The 17,443-nt window shown below is 39.1% G+C and carries 18 protein-coding genes and 1 other RNA gene; 7 read left to right on the top strand and 12 right to left on the bottom strand.

Translation table 11 applies throughout. The annotated features are described in order from the left end of the window. Positions 1 to 175 precede the first annotated feature (175 nt). Positions 176 to 4,261, bottom strand: coding sequence for a DUF5689 domain-containing protein (locus KIM67_RS10970; RefSeq protein WP_213831373.1), 4,086 nt, complete (start codon positions 4,259 to 4,261; stop codon positions 176 to 178). Positions 4,262 to 4,468: 207 nt separating this feature from the next. Here KIM67_RS10970 and kdsA point away from each other — a divergent pair, with 207 nt between their 5' ends. Continuing rightward, the gene (gene kdsA / locus KIM67_RS10965) at positions 4,469 to 5,293 is read left to right on the top strand and encodes a 3-deoxy-8-phosphooctulonate synthase (protein ID WP_213831372.1); all 825 of its coding nucleotides are present in this window, start codon (positions 4,469 to 4,471) and stop codon (positions 5,291 to 5,293) included. A gap of 258 nt (positions 5,294 to 5,551) precedes the next feature. Here kdsA and KIM67_RS10960 read toward each other — a convergent pair whose 3' ends face one another. Further along, entirely contained in the window at positions 5,552 to 5,926 is a 375-nt protein-coding gene (locus tag KIM67_RS10960) for a DUF1801 domain-containing protein (RefSeq protein ID WP_213831371.1), read from the bottom strand. Between the two features lie 93 nt (positions 5,927 to 6,019). Between KIM67_RS10960 and KIM67_RS10955 the strand changes: the two genes are divergently transcribed. From KIM67_RS10955 to KIM67_RS10940, 4 genes are all read left to right on the top strand, one after another. Next, positions 6,020 to 6,628, top strand: coding sequence for a hypothetical protein (locus KIM67_RS10955; protein ID WP_213831370.1), 609 nt, complete (start codon positions 6,020 to 6,022; stop codon positions 6,626 to 6,628). Position 6,629: 1 nt separating this feature from the next. Further along, entirely contained in the window at positions 6,630 to 6,926 is a 297-nt protein-coding gene (locus KIM67_RS10950) for a transcriptional regulator (protein ID WP_163418079.1), read from the top strand. 49 nt (positions 6,927 to 6,975) lie between these two features. Next, a complete protein-coding gene (gene creD / locus KIM67_RS10945; protein ID WP_213831369.1) occupies positions 6,976 to 8,334 on the top strand; it encodes a cell envelope integrity protein CreD in 1,359 nt (452 codons plus the stop codon). A 62-nt stretch (positions 8,335 to 8,396) separates the two neighbouring features. Further along, positions 8,397 to 9,053, top strand: a complete 657-nt coding sequence (locus KIM67_RS10940) for a DUF1361 domain-containing protein (RefSeq protein WP_213831368.1) — start codon at positions 8,397 to 8,399, stop codon at positions 9,051 to 9,053. Between the two features lie 77 nt (positions 9,054 to 9,130). Here KIM67_RS10940 and KIM67_RS10935 read toward each other — a convergent pair whose 3' ends face one another. Further along, positions 9,131 to 9,406 carry a hypothetical protein gene (locus KIM67_RS10935; protein ID WP_213831367.1) on the bottom strand — a complete coding sequence of 92 codons (276 nt, stop codon included), beginning with the start codon at positions 9,404 to 9,406 and terminating at the stop codon, positions 9,131 to 9,133. Between the two features lie 83 nt (positions 9,407 to 9,489). Continuing rightward, a complete protein-coding gene (locus tag KIM67_RS10930; RefSeq protein ID WP_213831366.1) occupies positions 9,490 to 10,695 on the bottom strand; it encodes an NAD(P)-dependent oxidoreductase in 1,206 nt (401 codons plus the stop codon). Positions 10,696 to 11,042: 347 nt separating this feature from the next. On the opposite strand from KIM67_RS10930, the gene ssrA reads away from it, so the two are divergent. Beyond that, positions 11,043 to 11,441, top strand: a transfer-messenger RNA (tmRNA) gene (gene ssrA, locus KIM67_RS10925). Between the two features lie 32 nt (positions 11,442 to 11,473). On the opposite strand, the gene KIM67_RS10920 is transcribed toward ssrA, so the two are convergent. Beyond that, complete coding sequence (locus KIM67_RS10920; RefSeq protein WP_213831365.1) at positions 11,474 to 11,689, bottom strand: helix-turn-helix transcriptional regulator; 216 nt, start codon at positions 11,687 to 11,689, stop codon at positions 11,474 to 11,476. 104 nt (positions 11,690 to 11,793) lie between these two features. Here KIM67_RS10920 and KIM67_RS10915 point away from each other — a divergent pair, with 104 nt between their 5' ends. Beyond that, entirely contained in the window at positions 11,794 to 12,114 is a 321-nt protein-coding gene (locus tag KIM67_RS10915; protein WP_213831364.1) for a hypothetical protein, read from the top strand. On the opposite strand, the gene KIM67_RS18785 is transcribed toward KIM67_RS10915, so the two are convergent. From KIM67_RS18785 to thiC, 7 genes are read right to left on the bottom strand one after another with little or no spacing between them, the layout of a single operon-like run. Further along, positions 12,045 to 12,278, bottom strand: coding sequence for an RteC domain-containing protein (locus tag KIM67_RS18785; protein ID WP_371815732.1), 234 nt, complete (start codon positions 12,276 to 12,278; stop codon positions 12,045 to 12,047). The two genes, KIM67_RS10915 and KIM67_RS18785, sit on opposite strands and share 70 nt — an antisense overlap. Positions 12,279 to 12,312: 34 nt before the next feature. Next, positions 12,313 to 12,513 (bottom strand): hypothetical protein, encoded by a 201-nt coding sequence (locus KIM67_RS10905; RefSeq protein ID WP_213831452.1) that lies wholly within the window; start codon positions 12,511 to 12,513, stop codon positions 12,313 to 12,315. A gap of 15 nt (positions 12,514 to 12,528) precedes the next feature. Continuing rightward, complete coding sequence (locus tag KIM67_RS10900; protein ID WP_213831362.1) at positions 12,529 to 13,461, bottom strand: ketopantoate reductase family protein; 933 nt, start codon at positions 13,459 to 13,461, stop codon at positions 12,529 to 12,531. Next, complete coding sequence (locus KIM67_RS10895) at positions 13,448 to 13,969, bottom strand: GNAT family N-acetyltransferase (RefSeq protein ID WP_213831361.1); 522 nt, start codon at positions 13,967 to 13,969, stop codon at positions 13,448 to 13,450. The genes KIM67_RS10900 and KIM67_RS10895 overlap by 14 nt, the downstream gene beginning before the upstream one ends. Next, positions 13,962 to 14,627, bottom strand: coding sequence for a thiamine phosphate synthase (thiE, locus tag KIM67_RS10890; protein WP_213831360.1), 666 nt, complete (start codon positions 14,625 to 14,627; stop codon positions 13,962 to 13,964). Before thiE ends, KIM67_RS10895 begins: the two co-directional genes overlap by 8 nt. 11 nt (positions 14,628 to 14,638) lie before the next feature. Next, a complete protein-coding gene (locus KIM67_RS10885; RefSeq protein ID WP_213831359.1) occupies positions 14,639 to 15,367 on the bottom strand; it encodes a hydroxymethylpyrimidine/phosphomethylpyrimidine kinase in 729 nt (242 codons plus the stop codon). Then, positions 15,364 to 17,205: a phosphomethylpyrimidine synthase ThiC gene (gene thiC / locus KIM67_RS10880; RefSeq protein WP_213831448.1), complete on the bottom strand. Its 1,842-nt coding sequence runs from the start codon at positions 17,203 to 17,205 to the stop codon at positions 15,364 to 15,366. The genes KIM67_RS10885 and thiC overlap by 4 nt, the downstream gene beginning before the upstream one ends. Between the last annotated feature and the right edge of the window lie 238 nt (positions 17,206 to 17,443).

Here is a 17,443-nt window from a genome sequence, read left to right as displayed (position 1 = left end):
TTGATTTATAGGAAGTTCAATACTTCACTAATACCTCGATAAAAGGATGGTCTAAAAAGAAACAATCTTAAATAGATTATCCAATATAAAAAGCCCCAAAACCAAATAATTAGGTTTTGGGGCTTTACCAAAAATTTCAGCTTATTGATACAATCTCAATAGGCTAGTCTACTACTTACCATTTAAGTAGACGTATTGTTTTTTGAACTTGTCCATCGACTGATGGTTTCAAGAAATAAAGGCCTCTTCGTAGTTGCGAAACGTCCAATCGTACAAAAGATTTTCCTTCCGTTACATTTTGCGATGAAGTAAGAACCAATCTTCCAAAAAGATCATACAGCTCAAAATCAGCTACAACAGCTTCTTTACTGTCAATATATAACTTTGCTTCATTGAATACAGGATTCCTAACTAAATACACTTTTGAAAAAACAGGTACGTTGGCACCATCACAGCTTCCCAATACCGCACCTTTTTTAAGGTACCATTGTGCCGCCCATTCCGAGACACAGTAAGAACGCCCATTGAAGCAGATCTGAACTTTAGAAAAATATCGATTTGAACCACAGCTGACATCAACGGCCTCAACCACAATTTCCTTTGTGGTACTACAACCGTTCTCATCAGTTACTGTGACCGTATACGTAGTATTTTCTTTGGGGCAAACGGTGATTTCTTCACTAGTTTCCCCAGTACTCCATACTATAGTGTATACTTCTTGTGCATTTATGATATTGCTCACCGAAAGGTTGGTACATTCTGCTTTTCGATATCCCAGATATACCTTCGCATCTTCAGGAACACTAAAATCGATAGCTTCGGGTTCTGAAACGACAATGGTTTCGGATAAGATTGAATTATCCAATGCATCGGTTACAATGACCGAATATTCACCTGATTTTAAATCTATTGCTGTTTCGGTTATCTGACCATCGCTCCATAAATATTCATATGGGGCAACTCCCCCTGAAACCTCAACCGTAATACTTCCATCTTCGTCACCATTACAACTTACATCGACTGTAGCGATGTTGTCCAGAGTCAATCCCTTTAACTGGAACCGCGCTGATACTGGAAAGTGGTCAGAGGCAGTGCTGGAGTAATCGTTATCGAAAACTTCGTAATGCACCGTGACGGATTCTTCGATATAATTTTCAAAAAGTTCATTGGTGTAAGCAATATGATCTATCATATTCTCCCTAAAAACGAAGGAGCGAAACCCTTGCTCACTCAAAAGCGATGAAATAATACGGTAGTTTTCTGTATCGTTTACATATTCTTCAAAACTGGTAAGTGTTGAAGGAATATCGGCTACGGTTTCATCCACATCATCGTTATAATCGCCTAGAAGAATCAATTTTCTATCTGCAAACTGCACATCCAAGGAATCTTTGAGCACTTCCACATCATATTTACGCATATCATAACGGTTCTGTGCGTCAGTACCACTGTTGGCCCTTGCATGCAATGCGATTAAATCCAATTGCTCGGTCACTCCATCAATGGTAACATCGGCGGTCATTAAAAATGGTAACCTGCCACTTGCGTAAAAGCGGTCGGTTTCACTAGGGTAATCAACCAACGCACTATCGTCACCACCATTGTACAACGGATGTATGGATTGTAAAAGTGGCCTAGTAGCCACAGGATTCACAGTTTCCGTTTTGTAAATAAACCCGACTTTCTGAAAAGGAGGCGTCCCAGTAGGATTGGAAACTGCTTCGGAAAGCACGAAATCATATCCTGGTAAAAGTCCTACCAATTCGGCAAAAAGGGTATCATCCGCAATCTCTTGAACGGCATACACATCGGCATCCAATTGGTTCAAAACTGTCAACACGCTGTCGCGCTGAATGGCATCTGAAAGCGGATTGCCCGCAGCGGGAGAATTACCTTCGTCACCGAACCACTCAATGTTCCAGGTCACTACGTCAAAAGTTTCATCTTTGGGAATACCAAGATTGTCCCCGGGTGGCACAAAAGTTTCAGCACATGGTACATCTTCGAACGACCTTGGTAGCAACTGAAAAGTATCCTCAAACCGTCCAACTACACCCGTAACAGTTCCACAAGAATCTGGTTGCACCTTTCCTACTAAATCGGCGACATCATTATCCAAACGCAACTCCCCAGAACCACTGGTATCGGTAACGGAATAATTGGAATTTCCAAAGAATAAATCGCCCGGATTGGGAAAACTTACATTTTGTATTTGTACCAATTCTCCGGGATAATTACCCAATTCTGCTAACGTGACAACTCTTGGCTCAATGCTTTCTGTGGGTTGAGGATTTTTTTCAACACTGGCCACAGGATTCAATTGCTGTAATTGCCTGAACGAAGAACGCGTACCCGTGACCGTTATGGAATCACCAACTGCAAAAACTCCTTCACCATGCACTGCTGCATCGAAAATGGCGATGGCACCGGTATCGTCCTGAATATAGGCAGGTCCTCCAAAATTATCGGATACAGTCAATATTCCCGTAATCGTAACAACGTTTCCTTCTGTAATCGCTCTCGCATCAGCTATTGAAATGATTTCCCCCGGATTTACAACAGCATCGTTTGCAGTACCGGGTGTTGGGGTCTTGACCACATAAGCATCCGTATTTCTTACGCCTCCATCACCATTGGGAATACGTTGCATAGATTCATTATCCTTATCACCATTGGTGTTTTCATTGAGCTGCAATTGCCCTTCGTTGAGCAAAACCAATAGTTCCGTAGCGTCTGGGTCATCTGTTCCATAAACAATAGCATCGACCAAACCATCTGTGGTCACTGGAGTTCCAGATGGAAAATCAGTAGCATCACCCACATAAAGTGCTATGGCGTCCTCACCATTTTGAAATGCATTGGAACCTACAACAAGGTCCACATTAAGAACATCAGCATTTCCAATCACAAAATAGCCTTCGGCATTTGTACTAAATCCGTCTAGATCTATTGCATTATAGCTAGCATTGCCATTTCCGTTATACAGTACGAGCACCAAACCATCCAATGCCGTATTTCCCGAGCCACCATCATAGAGTTCCAAAAATTCCAGTGTATCGGTGCTTGGGGTATCTACATCCAATTCATTGATAAGAACAGATACCGGTCCAACCACTAAAGCAGTTTCATTCTCAGCTGCTGGAGTATTTATAGCTTCCCCATTATCTGCAACTGCGGATGGAAAATCGGGCAAGCCCTGCCCATCAAAATCGTTTCGGACCCAATCCGAAGCATTATCGGTATCTGTAGCATTGGGTATTCTTGAAGCTCCACCCACAGTAAATGAAATTCCATCAAAACCTTGTGACAATACAACTTGGCTGTAATTAAAATCACCTGAACCACCATCATTTACACCAATGTCATCTAAAATAGCTTCCCATGGCGTAGCGTCTAGAATCCCATCATCATCAGTATCTAAATCATCTCCAACATTACCCGTGAAATTAGAAACCAGCAATAAGCTCACCGTTCCATTTTCAAATGCATTGGCTAAAAATTCTGTTGTGAAATATCCATTAGCATCAGTAGTACCCAATTGAATCACTTCATCGATTGTCCCCGGACTATTGGAATCACCTTCGATTTCCAGAAGCCAAAAACTGCTCAAACCAGTATTGGCAGGTGCAAAAACTTCAACAAATTCATTAGTATCTCCACCCGTATGGTTAAAAACAAATTCGTTGATAATAGGTGCTAAAATTGGTTCACCAAAGCTTTGTCCAGCATTTATTGCGCCGTAACTGTTGTTTTGTGCGACTTCCCATGTAAAATCTTCATAGAAAAACCCTGTACCTGTCAAAGTCAAGGATGCACCTACGGGAGTGCTTGGAGACTCAGCAACACCAATATCTGTGCTCAAAAGACCATCCGCGACACCACCAACCGCGGTAAAAGTTCCTTCATAACTTAGAAATTGTACAACGTTGTTCGTGTTATCTACAAGTGCAACACCGTCTGGAGCGCCATTTTGAAGACCATTGGTCGGAAAAGTAATCAAGACTGTACCGTAGCCATTCTGTTGATTTGGAATAGAACCCGATAACGCTACCTGATTGTAAACACTGCTATTGGAACCATTGTACAAGACTAGTTCCCAGCCTGATAAATCGGTATTGGAAGGTCCAGCAATTTCAATAGCTTCCCCAATATCCGTACTATCATTGTCATAATGGATTTCGTTGATAAACACAGACTGTCCCAAGACATTTGTCATGCATAACAATCCAATAAAAAAGAAAAAGAGTAGTTTTTGTTTCATATAAAAAAATGTTAATTAATGGTAGCCAAAAATACTTATCATGCTTGTGCATCAAATTCAGTACGTATTAAATTAATGTTATGTTATGTTTTTTCAGGTTTGGCCCAAACGATATAGTATAGATGATTTACCACTTCTTGCTTTCACATTGTGATCATTACTTGAATGCATCAAAAGCAGTACTTTTGCTATAAATTTTGATTTTTTATGGAACTTCAACGCATTCCCCAAATTAAACATACCGATTCCAACAACTTTTTTTTGCTTGCGGGGCCTTGCGCTATCGAAGGTGAGGAAATGGCACTAAGAATAGCTGAAAAGGTGGTCACCATCACAGACAAATTAGAGATTCCGTATGTATTTAAGGGAAGTTTCAAAAAAGCGAACAGAAGCCGAATTGACTCTTTCACAGGAATTGGAGACGAAAAAGCGTTGAAGATCTTGGGAAAGGTTTCCGAAACTTTCAAGGTACCTACAGTAACGGATGTTCATGAAATCGCTGATGCCGATATGGCGGCCGAGTACGTTGATGTACTGCAAATACCCGCTTTTTTGGTTCGCCAGACCGACCTCGTAGTTGCTGCGGCCAAAACGGGAAAAGTGGTCAATTTGAAAAAAGGACAGTTTATGAGTCCAGAAAGTATGCAACATGCCGTGAACAAAGTAAAGGATTCGGGGAGTGACAAAGCTTGGATAACAGATCGTGGCACCATGTTCGGCTATCAGGATATGATTGTCGATTTTAGGGGAGTCCCAACCATGAAGCAATATGCTCCCGTGGTTTTGGATGTGACCCATTCCCTTCAACAGCCCAACCAATCCTCTGGAGTTACGGGTGGAAGACCCGCACTTATCGGAACCATGGCACGTGCAGGAATTGCAGCTGGTGTTGATGGACTTTTTATGGAAACACATTTTGACCCCTCCAATGCAAAAAGCGATGGGGCCAATATGTTGGATTTAAGTTTACTTGAAAAACTGTTGACTGATTTAGTGGCGCTGAGAAAAACGGTAAACAGTTTTGACTCGTGAGAACCAGTGTAATTCGTGTTGGGTAGTATTTGACACTAATTTCACGGATTGACGCGAATTAAAAAACCTTTCATACAAGCCCTTTATCAGAGTTTCATTGTTGATTTCTCTGAAAATTGCATGCCCAAAAGATTTGACCGCTTTCTGCTTTTTCAGAAATAATCAGCATAAACGTACCAAATGATTAACTATTCAATTTGTGAAAATTAGTGCAATTCGGGTCAGACCTTTAGTTTTAAGTGAATTTGAATCGTTTTTTCAGCTATCTCTTTTGTAAAAACCTTTTTCCCTTAAGGAATATACTTCTTCCAAAACCTCTATAAGAATTTCATCATTGATTTCTTCCAGAGTTGAATACCGAAAGGACTTGACCACTTTTCGTTTTTCAGAAAACATCAATGCAGTGTGTTTGGTGAGGTGGGCGGAATTCCAAAAAGCGATATCCACGAATTTTCCCTTATAGGAAGCATTAAGGTAACAAATAGAGTGTTTATCCACATAAAAACAGGGGATTCTCCATTTATATTTCATAACAACTTCTGGAATAACCGATTCAATTACTGCCTTAAGGTGCAATAATATACTACGATAAGGCTCATCTCGACTCAGGATGTATTCTTCGGCAGGGTTCACAAATCAAAAATAACATGATTTTTATCGAAAAATCAAAAAAATGGGTTTTGAATCCAAATAATATTTTAACTTTGAATTTCAAAGTACTTTAAAATGGAATCAAAAAAATACTTAGAAGACATATCCCAAATCAAGGATTTAATGAATAAATCTTCCCGTTTCATCTCATTGAGCGGGCTATCTGGAATATTGGCGGGTATCTATGCAATCATAGGCGCAGTTGCTGCTTATCTATTTTTATTGCCCAGAAACAGTGACTATGTAATTCTTCACAGTTGGAACTTTAGAATGCTCATAGCCATCTTAATTGCAGTTGCAGTTCTTAGTTTTGTTTCTGCCTACCTGCTCACGACCAAAAAAGCGAAAAAGAATAACGAGAAAATTTGGGACGCTACCACTAAAAGACTCTTGGTAAGTTTTCTTGTGCCCTTAATAACAGGAGGCATCTATATTCTAATAAAATTAAATAGCCAACATTATGGACTAACGGCTTCGCTCATGTTGATTTTCTATGGGCTTGCTTTGGTAAACGCCTCAAAATATACCATTGGTAAGGTAAAGTATTTAGGGTACTCCGAAATAGTCCTTGGATTATTATGCGCTGCCCTCCCAGGCTACGGATTTTGGTTCTGGGTTCTTGGTTTTGGGGTACTGCACATTATTTATGGCAGTTTAATGTATCTAAAAGAAGCCAAAGCTTAACATGGGGCTCATAGACAACATAAACAAATTATTTGACCACCGTATAAGGCTGGGCATAATGTCCATTCTTATGGTGAACGAAGAAGTTGATTTTAATCGGCTAAAGGAACTGTTGAACGTCACCGATGGTAATTTGGCGAGTCACACAAAAACGTTGGAAAAAGCTGAATACATCAAAATTGAAAAATCCTTTATTGGAAAGAAACCCAATACAAGATATACTGCTACCCCATTGGGAAAGTTATCCTTCAAAAAACATATTGAAGCCTTGGAAAACATCATCAAAAATCAAAATTAATTTTTTTATCAATTCACTTTGAAATACAAAGTACTTTAAATTAAAAAATATGACATCACAAAAACAAAAAATTGGAAACTGGTTTAAAAATTCGATTACCGCCAAAATGATTACCGTTGGCTTTTTAATTCTAATACTATTGATTCCCCTGGGTTTCGTTGGCGATTTGATACGGGAAAGAGGGTATCGGCAAACAGAAGTGGTTGAAGAAATCAATACAAAATGGGGCAAGGAAGTTGTGGTCTACGGTCCTATTCTAAAAGTTCCCTACCAAACCTATATTGAAGAAAAAGTATTTGATGAGAAGACCAAAACATTTCTAAAGACCCTAAAAGCTCAAAAACATAATGCGTATTTCTTCCCAGGAGAACTCAATATTGATTCCAAAGTAAAAACACAGCCTTTAGAGCGTGGCATTTATGAATCTGTAGTATATACGGCAATGCTAAAAATGGACGGAAAATTCATCAACCCTGATTTTTCCAGCAAAGAAATCAACAAAGAAGATATTCTCTGGGACAAGGCTACCTTGCTTTTTAAAACAAGTAACCTAAAAGGAATACGGAATACCATTCAGGTTAAATCAGGGGAAGAAACCTATGATTTAAAGCCCAAGTTCGACAATTCCTTCATGAATACGTTAGAGTCGGGCTTTCTAAAAAATCTAGATGAGCTACAAAAACAACCTTTAGCTTTTGAATCCAATCTGGAAGTTAATGGAAGCCATAACCTACAGTTTGTCCCCGTTGGTAAAGAGACGCAGGTCTTCATGAAATCCAACTGGCATTCACCTAGTTTTAATGGTAATTTCTTGCCCGATACCGAAGGGAAAAAGATTTCCCCAGATGGTTTTGAGGCCAAATGGAAAGTCTTGGAAACCAACCGCAAATTTGGGCAATACTTTTTCGATACATTGCCCGATTTATCCCAATCTTCTTTTGGCACAGCTTTTTTGGTACCCGTAGACGATTACCAAAAAACATCGCGCACCAGTAAATATGGCCTCATGATCATAGGACTGACCTTATTGGTGTTTCTTCTAATCCAAATTAGCAGTAAAATTGCCATTCATCCTTTCCAATATTTAATGATAGGTTTAGCATTGGTGATGTTTTACACATTGCTCATTTCAATTTCAGAACATAAAAACTATCTTTTTGCCTATCTGGTCTCAGGAACGGCAGTAGTATCCTTGATTACGTTATATTCTAGGTCCATCTTAAAAAACCTGAAGTTTACCCTGCTCATATTCGGCTCTATGTTGAGTCTTTACACATTTATATTCGTCATTATTCAATTGGAGGATTATGCGCTACTAGTAGGCAGTATAGGATTGTTTATCATTTTGGGCATCATCATGTTTACTTCAAGAAAAATCGATTGGACAAGTGCCCAACAATCTGACTAAAAATCTACATGCACCGTTCCAATATTGGAGCGGTGCATACTATATCATCATATATATTTATCATGGGTAGAATTCTTTTATTTACGTTCATACACTATAAAAGCCTGTTACTTTCATTAGTATTCGCTATTGCATTGGTAACCACAAGAGTTGTAATTACGGGCTCTCTTTTTTATACATTTTTAATCTGGAATTTATTTCTGGCCGTAGTACCCTATTTATTGACCCAAACTGTATTTTGGTATTCCTATGGAAGGATAAATACTTTTTTTCGTTTAACATTATTTGCTACATGGTTGGTGCTTCTTCCAAACGCTCCCTACATTATTACGGACTTGATACACTTGCAAAGTCAATATTCTTTCTGGAAATGGCTTGACCTTTTTATTGTTTTTGTTTTTGCCTTTAATGGGCTGTTGTTCGGAATACTATCCTTAAACGATGTATTTGGCTTTTTACAATATCATTTTAAGGAAAAATGGGCACTGTTCATTATCTTTTGTATCTGTATCTTGAGTGGATACGGCATTTATCTGGGTAGATTTCTTCGTTTCAATTCTTGGGATATCCTATTTCGACCACAATTGCTGACGCAAGAGATTTTAACTAGCTTGATGGAAACCAGGGCTTGGTTAATGACATTTGCTTTTGGGCTGTTTTTTTGGATGGTCTTTACGATGCTTCGCTGGGTAAAAGAAAAGAATCAGGTACTGTATTGAAGCCTTTATTTATGGAGAGCTCATATAGCTCTAAAGCAACATCCCATAATACAATGGCAAATTGATACTAAAAACGATTAGGCTACGGAGAAAAGTGCGGAACCGTTTATCTCGTTGTCAAAGTCGGTTTTTATCTTTTCTATGTAATCGTGAGGTGTTTTTTCCGAAATCCAGACCCATTGGTTTTTGATATCGACATCAAAATGAAAACAGGAAAAATCATCAAGGTGTTCACTATCCAATCGGGATAGGAGAAATTTGGTGATTCTAGGTCGTAATCGATATTCTAAATCTATACAGACTTTTTTTACGGCAGGATTGGTATCTCCTGAAATTACCCAGTTGAATTTCACTTACTTGGTTATTAAGGAATCCCCAAGATAACAAAAAATAGCAATTGGATAATGAATTGTTACTACTCTTCGATTAAGCACGGCTATTCCAGTCCATCGACAAAGTCTTGCAGATAATCGTAACGCTTGGTGAGCTTTCCCTTTTGGGTCATTCTAGCCCGTTCCAGGATTCCATCTGCATCATTATCAAAAAAAGCTGGAATCACATATTTGGAGAAAGCCTCTCCAAAACCATTGCTAGCATCCCTTGGCAATTCACAAGGTAAATTATCCACTGCCATTACTGCAATTGCATCAGGTTTTTTAAAATCCGTTACCGATTCGGTTTGTGGGTCATAGCCATAAATTGGGTCTGCAATCGTAGAAGGTTGTATTGTTGAAGCCACAGGGCCATCTATATCACAGCTAATATCCGCTACAACCTTTATCTTAAAATCTGGATGTTTTGCATCTTCTCGAGTATATAAATAAGGCGCTCCATCCCCATAAAAATGACCTGCAATATAAAAGTCCGTTACCTCGGCAAAACGAAAAAAGTTAGATTTATATTCCTGCGGGTTTTCAAAAAAATCAGCTTTATTACCACGAACGCCATCTTTACGCTTGTTGTATTCCGAAGCATCTATTTGACAATACACGGGTTCATTGAATGTATCTTTTAGATACTCGGCTACATTTACCTTTTTTAGACCCATTGCATCCAACATTTCACGAGCACCGTTTCCTACCCTGCCCCTACCTGTCAATAAAATTTTGATATTGGGTAAGCTAACATTTCTTAATTCGGAAATTAATGCTTGCAGGTCTTTTAAGGTTTCCGCTTTTGGGAGGTCAAACAAATCGAATTTAATCCCATATGTCCGTACACCGTTATAAGCACCTACAATACCTGCGTAGCGACCAAAGGCTACTAGGCGTTGTCCTTTAGTATTGGTAATGACCTCATGATCATATAACTCGATGTTCTTTTCCAAAATGGCCCGAAGCAAATCTCGATTATAGGGCTGTTTTTTTATGGTATGTGAGAAAAAGAAATATTTCTTATTGGGAATTAGCGCATCTATCGGTACCTCTTTAACCCCAAGCAACACATCACAATCATCGATATTTTGGGAAACGGGAATACCTAATTCTTTATATTCTTCATCTTTAAATACACGAATTGGTGAGGATTCCACTTCTATTTGTGCTTTGGGAAAATGAGAAAGGACATTTTGGCATTCTTCTGGTGATAATACCACTCTTCTGTCTGGTGGATTCTTACGTTCTTTTATGATTCCGAACTTCATGGTAATCTGGTATAATTATTGACCTAAAATAAGGGTATTGCTAAGGTGTCACAAACTTTTTTCTGTTTTGATGGATAAATGTTAGCTTTGTCGCCCGCGTTAGGGATGGAAGCGATATCCTTTTTACTTTCTTTCTACAACTTGAACCGGTAAAAAGATACAGCGGACAGCCCGACCCGAGCATTTTAGCGAGGGGAACGCCCAAAATAGTATACTGCCGCAGATAGGCAGGCCCTAAAACACGTTTAGGGTAGAGTTCTTTGAAAAAACAATGGGATGAATTGGTCCTTCGACTACGCTCAGGACATAATTCGTTTACGGTAAGCAAAGCTTACCTAACTCATTATGGGGCCGACTGGTTTTGACAGCGAGACCAATGGCAATGTAAGCATGTCGAGCGCTGGGATACAGCTCGTTAATCTCATTTTCCACACTTTTAATTGGCGATAATAATTACGCTCTTGCCGCATAATCTGAATTATAGTAGGATTTGCCTCGTCGCTACAAGGTAGCGAAGCGAGATGTTCCTGGGTAGCCCTTGTTGATGGCGACCCGTTTAGGAGCACCAGAAAAGTCAACATAAGGGTATTGTTCGCTTTGGCAATACCACTAAAACCTTAAGAAGCTAAGTGTACGATAGGCGGTCTTTGGTCGGTCGTGCATCGAAAATCAAACAAAGTCTAAGCATGTAGAAAGCATTGATATTGCTTGTTTGGACGAGGGTTCGAATCCCTCCGGCTCCACAAAAAAAGCCACCTAAAAAGTGGCTTTTTATATTTCAAAAATCTATCAGCTTGGATAGCTTCACTCCAAGTCCTTGGGCTACTTCAAGTAGTGTGTACAATGTTGGATTTACCTTGCCATTTTCAAGCTTTTCCATTGCTTGACGGTCTTTCCCACAAGCTCTAGCTAAATCCGATTGACTCCAACCTTTACTATTGCGTATGTGAACAATACGCTCCCCTACCTTTTGTTTCAGCTCTTCTTTTGTCACAAAACAAATGTCAACTTATAATGTGACATTTTTGTCATACAAAAAATTGACAAATGATTTAATTCTTTATATTTGTCGTATAATTATATTACAAATCCTGTTCCATGAAAAATAACAAAATCCTAGACCTTTCCCATATGGAACTTCAGCTTGAGGCATATTTTAGTTCGATTACTCCCCAAAAAAATGGTTTTGGTGTCTCCAAACTACAAGTGAAGGACTATCGTGACCTACTTTTTAAGTTGGAGTCGTTGCTCAACGTCTGCATTTTGGCGTTGGACAATCAGAATTCTGCTAACCATTCTCATATTCCGGAACCAGATGTAAATATTCAGGCTGTTTTAGAGCTAGCTGCTCAACTTATTCCTTTTCCAGAGGCAGAGTTTTTGGATGAGGTTAGGGAGCGGAAGTTGGGTGAAAGATAATGTTTATCCAGTGAATTGAAATTTCTCACGGTAATACGGTAAAAATGATAAAACTCCAGATTATCGTGGAAATAAATCTGGAGTTTATCGATATGCTTATTCAAATATTTTACTTGTGTCTTCCGGCTGCTTCTGGGACGTTTTTTTTCTATATTGAAGAGCATGACATAATAGATGAGCTTACTGAATATTTGAGGTTTAAATATTCTTGAAAAAATGAATCTCTGTTGCTTTATCCTTAAACTGTTTGCCATTTACCTGTTCTCGAAGCACTTCTAAAGAATGCCTTGTTATTTTAATTCCCTTTTCTGCTTTTTGAATTACATCTTCTGTTTCAGATTCTAATACCTCTAACTCGTTATCAAGTTTTTTCAGAATATTTGTAAAAGCTCTTGACATGCAAAGTACTGGGCATCAATTTGAGTTTTCCAATAAACTTAATTTAGATTTTTCCAGCACGGTCAAGCCCAATGCTTTTGTGAAAGGGACGATTTCTGGCTCCCCTATCGACTCAGCCAATCGAGCCATTTCCAGGTTTAGACTTTCTATTTCGGTACGCCTCTTTTTTCGAATGTCATCATAAGTGGAAATGAGTTGCCCATCTGCTCGCTCACTAATCAACAATAAACTTTTTTCAATTTCGGTTTCGTCCAATTTCAAACCTATTTTATGAGATAGGTTGACACATTCCTTGATGACTACCCTGGCTATGGAAGCCACGTCATCGTTACGATGAAAAATACCATTATCTACCTCCAACAAAGGACAAATGGAATTGAATGCACAATTGATAATTGCCTTGTTCCATACAAAATGATCAATATTTCGCTCTTCCCTAAATGTGAAATGTTCCGTATTGATACAATTTACTATTTCTTCTAGGTTCTCATTTTTATTGTTGATGCTTCCCACCGGAGATGCCGTTACCGCTTTAAAACGAACCTGGCCATTATCGATTATTTGACTGGTCGTGAAAAGCACACAACGAAATACATTTTTAAAAACTTTAAAGGGTTTTTCGATATTTAGACCATTTTGTAATAGCACAATCGAAAATTCCCCTTTAAAACCGCTTAGTTTTTCAGCAATTTTAGCATTGGCAAATGTTTTGGTCGTTATCAAAACAATTCCATTTATCTCCTTTAAATTGCTGAAGGTGATAGTGGCGATATTTTCCTTGAAACTTTGATTTTTATTATCCCTTACTGAGATAACCCCATCTGATTCTTTTAGGTTGTCAACGCTTCCTCTTACCAATATAACTTCTTTTCCTTCCAGTTTCAAAAAAACGGCCAATGCCCTACCTATGGCACCTGAACCAATGATATAAATCTTAGTGTTCCCCATTTAAAATGATTTTGTATACAAATAATTCCGACCCCTTCAATTGAGTGGTCTTGAAAAATTCGAATCCCAGTTTTTCTAATAGTTTTTGAGATGCAATATTATCTGGTACCGTTATGGCACTTAAATAGTCTATCTCAAATTGTTTTTTTGTTTTATCAACTAAAGCCTGACTTGCTTCAAACGCATAACCTTTCCTTTCGTACTTCGGAAGAAATGCAAAGCCAAGGTCTATACCTTCCAAACCCTCCCTATCGTACAGGCCACAAGTCCCGATTTTTACATTGTCAGTTTTTCGAATGACCGTGTAATTGGAATACCCCAGCCTTTCCAATTGCGGGATCATATTCTTCTTAATATAGTTTTCGGCATCCTTATCTGTTCTTATTTGCCTGTCTCCAATGTATTGAATCCACTTAGGCGTGTTCATAAGTGCAAAAATGAATTCCGCGTCTTCCATTACAGTAGGTCTAATCAGCAATCTTTCCGTTCTGAAGTTTTGATTATCCATTGATTACATATTTGCGATTTAGATTTTTTCTGATTTCATTCATGATATGGAATTTATCATTACTGTGATTGATTAACGAAGCAATGGCAATTCCATAAACGCCTTTGGACAATAAAGGTCTTATATCTTCCAACCCAACACCTCCGATTACCAAAATTGGAACGGAAGAATCATTTAATTCACCGATGGACTCAATCAATTGACCAATCTGGTCAAGAGATAAAAAATCCGTTATTTCGGGCTTGGTTTCCGTTTTTCGGAATGTTCCCAAACCTATATAATCAACAATTCCCGCTGATTTGAGCAGCAGCGCTTCCTTTTCATTATAAGCGGTGCCTCCAATAATCTTATCATCTCCTAAGAGTTTTCGAGCTGTGATATGGTTTTCATCACTTTTCCCCAAATGCACCCCATCCGCATTTATTTCCTTGGCTATTTCAAGATGATCGTTGACTATAAAAGTAGCACCATATTCCTTACAGATTTTCTGGGTTTCCAAGGCAATATCCAAAACTTCAGAATGACTTCTGTTTTTAAGTCGAAGCTGTACCAAATCCACACCTGCCATACAGGCTTCCAATGCCAACTGCTGGTGCGATTTATCGGGGTGGTCTTGGGTAATGTAATGCACCCTTGAAATGTATTTATGGTTTTTCATTATCTTATTTGTTATTCATGTGTACCCAGTAGCGATTTACTGCTCAACATATATTCGTTAAGTCTGTTTTTTGCATTGTGATACGCTTGCACCAATTCCATGCCCTTTGCCAATCCTGCCGTAATCCCTGCTGATAATATGCAACCTGTACCATGCTTATTGTGGCCTTTGTATTTCTTGGTCTTTAGGGTGTACAACTTGTCTCCATAAAACAGTTTGTCCAAAATGGTCATATCGTCCTCATCCGCCGTTTTCACTAATACGGCTGCTCTACAGCTATTATGGCCATTGGATTTGTCCCATATTTTACCATATTCCTCTAAATTGGGTGTAATAAGGTTTATTTGGTCTATGACTACACCTAATGCACTCCTATCAACGCTATGCCAGAAAGCAAATCCACTTGAACTTTCAAAAACAGGATCCCAAACTATAGTTACATGATGTTTCTGGTTCCTTAAATATTCAACTATCCAATGTAGCATTTTGGCATCCTCCGTCACGCCAATCTTTACTGCATTGATAGCATGTCTCTTGAACAAAACATCAAGTTGACTAATAAGCTCATATTTGGATGACCATCGAACATCCGTGATTTGCGATTCGTTTTGAAATGTCAATCCCGTAATTACTCCAAACCCATATACTTGATGCATTTGAAACGTTTTTATATCAGCAAGCATCCCTGCTCCTGCCGAGGGGTCAAACCCAGAAATTGAAAGTGTTTTTGGCAATTTCATAAATAGATGGACGAGCCTTTGTCTGAAAATTCATTGGCTTTATCTTTCATTCCAATTTCCAATACTTTATCATCTGATATGGATTTATTTTTAGCCATCTCCCTGATTTCCTCGGTTATTTTCATAGAGCAAAATTTAGGCCCACACATACTGCAGAAATGAGCGACTTTAGCACCTTCTGCGGGCAAGGTTTCATCATGATATTCTCGCGCTCGGATTGGGTCTAAGCCTAGATTAAATTGATCTTCCCAACGAAATTCAAAACGAGCTTTACTTAAGGCATCATCCCTGTACTGTGCTGCGGGGAAACCTTTGGCTAAATCTGCCGCATGTGCTGCTATCTTGTAGGCCATCAATCCCTCTTTGACATCTTCTTTATTGGGCAGCCCCAAATGTTCTTTTGGGGTTACATAACACAGCATGGAAGTGCCGAACCACCCAATCATTGCGGCTCCAATAGCGCTCGTGATATGGTCATACCCTGGTGCAATATCTGTGGTAAGTGGGCCCAAGGTGTAAAACGGGGCTTCGTGGGTCAGTTCCAATTGTTTGTCAACGTTTTCCTTTATCAATTGCATAGGGATATGTCCAGGCCCCTCAATAATAACCTGTACATTGTGTTCCCAGGCTATTTTGGTAAGCTCTCCAAGTGTTTCCAATTCTGCAAACTGTGCTTTGTCATTGGCATCGGCTATACTACCGGGCCTTAGGCCATCACCTAAGGAAATGGTTACATCGTACTTGTTCAGAATTTCACACATTTCGGCAAAATGGGTGTAGATAAAGTTCTCCTTGTGATGTGCCAGACACCATTTGGCCATAATACTGCCTCCTCGTGAAACGATTCCAGTTAGCCTAGAAGTGGTGAGGGGAATATAGCGTAACAAAACCCCTGCATGCATGGTAAAATAATCCACGCCCTGCTCGGCTTGTTCTATCAAGGTGTCCCGAAACAATTCCCATGACAAGTCTTCTGGCTTACCACCAACTTTTTCCAAAGCTTGGTAAATGGGAACGGTTCCAATCGGTACTGGACTGTTTCTGATTATCCACTCCCTAGTTTCGTGGATGTTTGCGCCCGTGGATAAATCCATTATGGTATCTGCTCCCCAACGGCATGCCCAAACTGATTTTTCGACTTCTTCTTCAATGGAAGAGGTTACCACGGAATTACCGATATTGGCATTGACCTTGGTTCTAAAGTTTCTACCGATTATCATCGGTTCCAATTCTGGATGGTTTATGTTGGCAGGTATAACAGCACGCCCCTTGGCGACTTCATCCCGAACGAATTCAGGTGTTATCTTTTTAGGGATGGACGCTCCCCATGAGTTTCCGTTATGTTGTGGATAATCACTGATAAGACCATTTTCCCTTATGGCGATATATTCCATCTCAGGCGTTATAATTCCTTTTTTCGCATAATACATTTGGGTATGGCAACCATTAGCCGTTTTTAAAGGCAATCGAAGATTAGGAAAACGGATGCTCTCCAAGCTTTCTTCTTGTAACCTCATGTTGCCATATTCCGAGGTCAACTGTTCTAAGCGGTTAAGGTTATTATATTCCTTAATCCAATTTCTGATCTTGGGAATGCCTTTGGATAAGCTGATTTCTACTTCAGGGTCGGTAAAAGGACCACTCGAATCATAGATGAGAATATCAGGGTTCGCTATAGTTTCGGAACTATTGGCAATTTTTGTGTGCTGTTGCCGTACTTTTCTAAATGGAATTTTCCACCCCTTCTCGGTAATGGCATAATGCTTCTTAGAACCAGGAAAAGGTGTTCCAATTATTTCGTCAATACTGTTATTCTGTGTCGCTTTTTTGTTGCCCATGTTTTTTTGGACAAATGTTGCCAAAGGATATGAATTAGGATAGTACAAGATGGACTTGGGAATTTGATTCATATCATTTTGCTTCTGCATACTCTTTGCATGTCCATCTTTTACTATGAAAAACAGGTCAAAATCAGTAATTTTACTTCTTGCAAATCAATGGAACTAATTCGTATCGAGAAATAGAAAAAGGCTAAGGTTATGCTGAACTGAAACGAGTGAATTTCCAGAATTATCG

Origin of the sequence: Flagellimonas sp. 389 (assembly GCF_018449435.1) — a bacterium.
Lineage (GTDB): Bacteria > Bacteroidota > Bacteroidia > Flavobacteriales > Flavobacteriaceae > Flagellimonas.
Note: the sequence above shows the minus strand (reverse complement) of the source record. Positions and strands in the feature narration are given on the sequence as shown.

What these genes read in the sequence shown, in the direction of transcription:
- KIM67_RS18785 (WP_371815732.1), bottom strand. Translation starts at nt 12,278, where the DNA reads ATGCTCTTCAATATAGAAAAAAAACGTCCCAGAAGCAGCCGGAAGACA.
- KIM67_RS10940 (WP_213831368.1), top strand. Translation starts at nt 8,397, where the DNA reads ATGGGTAGAATTCTTTTATTTACGTTCATACACTATAAAAGCCTGTTA.
- KIM67_RS10895 (WP_213831361.1), bottom strand. Translation starts at nt 13,969, where the DNA reads ATGGATAATCAAAACTTCAGAACGGAAAGATTGCTGATTAGACCTACT.
- thiE (WP_213831360.1), bottom strand. Translation starts at nt 14,627, where the DNA reads ATGAAAAACCATAAATACATTTCAAGGGTGCATTACATTACCCAAGAC.
- KIM67_RS10905 (WP_213831452.1), bottom strand. Translation starts at nt 12,513, where the DNA reads ATGTCAAGAGCTTTTACAAATATTCTGAAAAAACTTGATAACGAGTTA.
- KIM67_RS10915 (WP_213831364.1), top strand. Translation starts at nt 11,794, where the DNA reads ATGAAAAATAACAAAATCCTAGACCTTTCCCATATGGAACTTCAGCTT.
- kdsA (WP_213831372.1), top strand. Translation starts at nt 4,469, where the DNA reads ATGGAACTTCAACGCATTCCCCAAATTAAACATACCGATTCCAACAAC.
- KIM67_RS10950 (WP_163418079.1), top strand. Translation starts at nt 6,630, where the DNA reads ATGGGGCTCATAGACAACATAAACAAATTATTTGACCACCGTATAAGG.
- creD (WP_213831369.1), top strand. Translation starts at nt 6,976, where the DNA reads ATGACATCACAAAAACAAAAAATTGGAAACTGGTTTAAAAATTCGATT.
- KIM67_RS10885 (WP_213831359.1), bottom strand. Translation starts at nt 15,367, where the DNA reads ATGAAATTGCCAAAAACACTTTCAATTTCTGGGTTTGACCCCTCGGCA.
- KIM67_RS10970 (WP_213831373.1), bottom strand. Translation starts at nt 4,261, where the DNA reads ATGAAACAAAAACTACTCTTTTTCTTTTTTATTGGATTGTTATGCATG.
- KIM67_RS10930 (WP_213831366.1), bottom strand. Translation starts at nt 10,695, where the DNA reads ATGAAGTTCGGAATCATAAAAGAACGTAAGAATCCACCAGACAGAAGA.
- thiC (WP_213831448.1), bottom strand. Translation starts at nt 17,205, where the DNA reads ATGGGCAACAAAAAAGCGACACAGAATAACAGTATTGACGAAATAATT.
- KIM67_RS10955 (WP_213831370.1), top strand. Translation starts at nt 6,020, where the DNA reads ATGGAATCAAAAAAATACTTAGAAGACATATCCCAAATCAAGGATTTA.
- KIM67_RS10900 (WP_213831362.1), bottom strand. Translation starts at nt 13,461, where the DNA reads ATGGGGAACACTAAGATTTATATCATTGGTTCAGGTGCCATAGGTAGG.